Origin of the sequence: Parapedobacter flavus (assembly GCF_035818675.1) — a bacterium.
GTDB classification, from domain to species: domain Bacteria; phylum Bacteroidota; class Bacteroidia; order Sphingobacteriales; family Sphingobacteriaceae; genus Parapedobacter; species Parapedobacter flavus.
In genome coordinates, this window is sequence record NZ_JAYKZZ010000019.1 from 1 (window position 1) to 4,534 (window position 4,534).

Genomic DNA, 4,534 nt, shown 5'->3' on the forward strand with positions numbered 1-4,534 from the left:
CCCGCTCATGCAAAGCAGCACTGCGAAAAAAAAGAATCGTTTCAGATGGTATCTCATGGCGACTGTCTAATGTCTAGTGTCTGTTGTCTATTGTCTGTTGTCTAACGTCTAGTGTCTCCCCTAAAAAAACCGCGGACTCAACAGCCGTCGATCGCGGCGGCCGAAGGTAATGCCCAACGTGATTTCGTGCGAACCGTTCTGTACGCTGCTCAGCTGGCTCACGATGTGGTCGTACGAATAACCCACCCGCAGTGCCTCCGTCAGGTAAATCTGCGTAATCGCCGAAAACGAGTTGCGCCCGTCCAGGCTGTTGCCGCTCACCCGGTTGTAGTCGCGCTTGAACACCGTAACGCCCGTGCGCCAGCCCGCACCCAGCCAGAAACGCTGCCCGAAGATGAACATCGCATTCACGTCCACGCTCGTCGGGCCCTTGAAGTCCTCCTTCACCAACAGGCTCGGACGGAAGTCCAGCCCCCGGCTCAGGTTGAACAGCGTCCCACCGATGAAATACATGTGCCGCTTGCGCCGGATGTTGTCCGTAGTGGTATTGTCCCAGCGGAAAATGTTGTTGCTCTGGTCGCCCGACAGCAGGTCCATCACCGATACACCCGCATACCAGCGGGGGTTGTAATAATAGACGCCAAAGCGCACATCCGGCACCCAGTTGCTGATCTTGCCCGCGGGTATCGTCTGGTCGCCCCCGTCGATGGGATCGAGCACGGCACCGTCGAGGCTGTACTGTGTTACCCCAGCACCGATGCCGAAGCTCAGGCGCTGCGTGTCCTCTTCGTTCAGCCGCAGGCGGAACGCGTAGTTGGCATAGGCCGAGGTGGCGGCCTGCGGGCCGAGCTTGTCGGCCGTGATTTGCATGCCCAGCCCGTGCCGCTTGTTGATCGGGTCCACGATGCCGTCGATGGACAGCAGGCCCGTCTGGGGGGCGCCCTCCAGCCCTACCCACTGGCTGCGCAGCCCCAGCTGGCCAAACCATTGCTCCTTGTAACCCGTATACGCCGGGTTCACACTCATCGAATTGAAAATGTACTGTGTGAACTGGACGTTCTGCTGGGCTACGCCTTCCTTGGCTACTATAAGTAGTGCCAGTCCTGTTATTGCTATGATCAGCTTCTTCATTTACAGACGTTTTATCAATACCCAACCTTTGTGCACTTCTTTCGAGCCACCCAGATGGGTTGTTATCAGGTAATAGTAGGTGCCTTCCGTAAGACCTTGGCCACTCCAATCGTTTTGGTAGTTATCGTTCCGGTACACCTCGTTGCCCCACCGGTTAACGATGGTCACCTCGATGCGGTCGAAACCTTCGCTGCCGATGATCTCAAACTGGTCGTTCCTGCCGTCCCCGTTAGGGGTAAACACGTTCGGGATCTTGAGCGGGTTCACCACGGTGATGGTTACCGTTGCCACCGAGCAATTATCGGGGTTCAGCCTTTCGCATATCTGGTATTGCAGGGTATACGTGCCGCCCCGTGTGCCCGGCGCCACGTCGACCGAGCCGTCGGGGTTGAGCGTCAACGCCGCATCGCCGCTGACCAGTGTCAGCGTCACTTCTTCCGGCACCACGGGCGCACCGTTGAGCCGGTCGTTGGTAAACACATTGGTTACATCCGACGTGCCTTCATAGCCGTTTACACCGGTTACCCGGTCTTCGATGGCCTGGATCTCGGCTGGTGCCACCACGACCGTGACCGTGGCCACCTCGCAATTGTTCGGATTGATGACATCGCACACCCGGTACTCGAAGCTATACGTTCCGGCCGGTGTGTTCGGTGCAACCGTTACCGTACCGTCTTCTTCCAGTGTCAGCGGTGATGGACCGTCCGATGGCACCCGGGTGAGGGTTACTTCTTCGGGCACCAATGGCTTGCCGTTGACCTTGTCGTTGGTGAAGACATTGCCTGTGCTGCCACCCGTCTTGCCGTTCACCGGACCGAAGTCGTCGTCTTCCGCTTCGATCTCTTTGAAGTATGCTTCCACTTCCACGGTGGCCGCGTGGGTCACTTCGCTTCCGTCAGGTGCTAGAGCCGTTACCGTGGCCGTGTTGACGATCTTGCCAACCACCAGATCAGCGGCGGTGGTCACGTAAGCCGTCCGGAAGGTGTGGGCATTGGTGGCACCTGGCTTCACTTGGGCAATCTGTTGCACAAATCCGGTCAGCGGGTCGGTGATCTCCACATCGTGGAGCGTTACATTCCCGGTATTGGTCACCTGCAGCTGGTAGTTGATACGGTCGCCTTCCTTCTCGACAAGCTGCCTGTCGGCCACTTTGCCGATACGTATCGCAGGTGCCTGTGCGATGGGCGTGATGGTTTCGTCGCCCGGTTCCGGCGTATTCGGATCGTCCGACAGGAACTCGGGGGTGCGGTTACCATCCGGATCGTCGCCCGATACCTTCGCCTGGTTGATCACTTCGCCGGCATCCACATCGGCCTGGGTTACCACATGCTGGGCCATCACCGAGACGGATTCGCCTGGCATTAGCCTGGCAATCGGCGAACCGGCGAGGATCTCTGCGCTATCGTCGGTAACGACCACGTTGGTCAGTGTCACATTGCCCGTGTTGGTTACCACGATATTAAAGTATCTGATCGGGTCGCCCACCTCATACGGGCCCTCGCTGGTTACCCCCTTGGTAAGCGACAGCATCGGCGTGCTTTCCATCGGCACCACCGTAGCATCATTCGGCTCCGGGGTATCCGGGTTGTCCGATGGTACTTCAGGGGTCGGGTTACCGTCGGGGTCATTGCCGGTCACGTTGGCCTGGTTCACCACCGACCCAGCGTCGATGTCGGCCTGTGTCACCTGGTGCCGCGCGAGGATGGTAGCCGTCACATTCGGTGCCAGGCTCGCTACCGGCGTGCCCACCGTGATCTCGGCGTTATCGTCCGTTACCGTTACGTTGGTCAGCGTTACGTTCCCGGTGTTGCGTACGGTGATCTCGTAAGTGATGTACCGGTCTACCGTATACGGACCTTCGCCGGTTACCCGCTTGGTTAACGACAGGGATGGCTTCGTGGTTAATTCAACCGCTGTCGGATCATTCGGCTCCGGGGTATCCGGGTTGTCCGAGGGCACCTCCGGGGTCGGGTTACCGTCCGGATCGTTGCCCGTTACTGTCGCCTGGTTCACCACCGTACCTGCATCGATGTCGGTTTGCGTAACCTGGTGCCGCGCGATGACCGTAGCCGTGGCATTCGGGGCGAGGCTCGCTACCGGAGAACCCGATACAATCTCCGCATTGTCATCGGTAACGACCACATCGGTCAGCGTTACGTTGCCTGTATTGGTTACAGTGAGCTCGTAATAGATATATTGACCAACTGTGTAAGAACCCTTGGTTGTGGCACGCTTGGTCAGTGTCAAAGCTGGTTTTTGCACCAGCTCAACTACTGTCGGATCATTGGGCTGTGGCGTATCTGGATTATCCGATGGCACGTCCGGTGTCGGATTGCCTTCCGGATCATCGCCTGTTACGGTCGCCTGGTTCACCACCGTACCCCCATCGATGTCGGTTTGCATTACCTGGTGCCGTGCGATGACCGTAGCACTGGTAAACGGTGCCAATGAAACAATCGGTGAACCCGCCGTGATTTCCGCATTGTTGTCCGTCACCGTTACATTGGTCAATGTTACGTTGCCCGTATTGGTTACGGTGAGCTCGTAGTTGATGTACTGCCCTACCGCGTACGGACCTTCGCCCGTTGCGCGCTTACTCAGCGACAAGCCGGGTTTCTGTGTCAATTCGACGACGGTGGGGTCGTTCGGCTGCGGGGTATCCGGATTATCCGAGGGCACGTCCGGTGTCGGGTTGCCTACCGGGTCGTTGCCCGTTACCGTCGCTTGGTTCACGACGATGCCCGCATCGATATCGGCTTGGGTAACCTGGTGACGTGCAATGACCGTGGCCGTTGCGTTCGGCGCCAGGCTCGCTACCGGTGAACCGGATACGATTTCTGCATTGTCGTCGGTAACGACTACGTTCGTGAGCGTTACGTTGCCGGTATTACGGATGACCATCTCGTAATCGACATAATCATCTACCGCATACGGGCCTTCTCCAGTTGTCCGTTTCGTAAGCGTCAATCCGGGGTTTTGCGCCAGTTCGACCACGGTGGGGTCATTCGGCTGTGGGGTATTCGGGTTGTCCGATGGCACCACCGGTGTTAGGTTTCCTTCCGGATCGTTGCCCGTTACCTTCGCTTGGTTCACAACAACTCCCCCATCGATGTCGGCCTGCGTAACCTGGTGCCGTGCGATAACGGTGGCGGTGGTATTCGGTGCTAAACTAACTACAGGCGATCCCGATACAATCTCCGCATTGTCGTCGGTGATGATAACATCTGTCAGCGTTACATTCCCCGTATTATAGATGACCATCTCGTAATCGATGTAATCATCTACTGCGTATGGGGCCTCGCTGGTTACCGCTTTGGATAATGCCAAAGAACGGGCTGATGGTACGTCTGTGGTGGTTGGTACACCCGGGTCGCCCGGTGTGCCGGGGTTATCCGTATCTGGG

2 protein-coding genes are annotated in these 4,534 nt (G+C 57.8%); both read right to left on the bottom strand.

The genetic code is table 11. The features are described from left to right. Positions 1-120: 120 nt before the first annotated feature. On the bottom strand, positions 121-1,131 hold the full coding sequence (locus U9S71_RS16055) for a PorP/SprF family type IX secretion system membrane protein (protein WP_326328630.1): 1,011 nt from the start codon (positions 1,129-1,131) through the stop codon (positions 121-123). Next, a partial coding sequence (locus tag U9S71_RS16060; protein ID WP_326328631.1) for a DUF7507 domain-containing protein occupies positions 1,132-4,534 on the bottom strand: 3,403 nt, incomplete at its 5' end.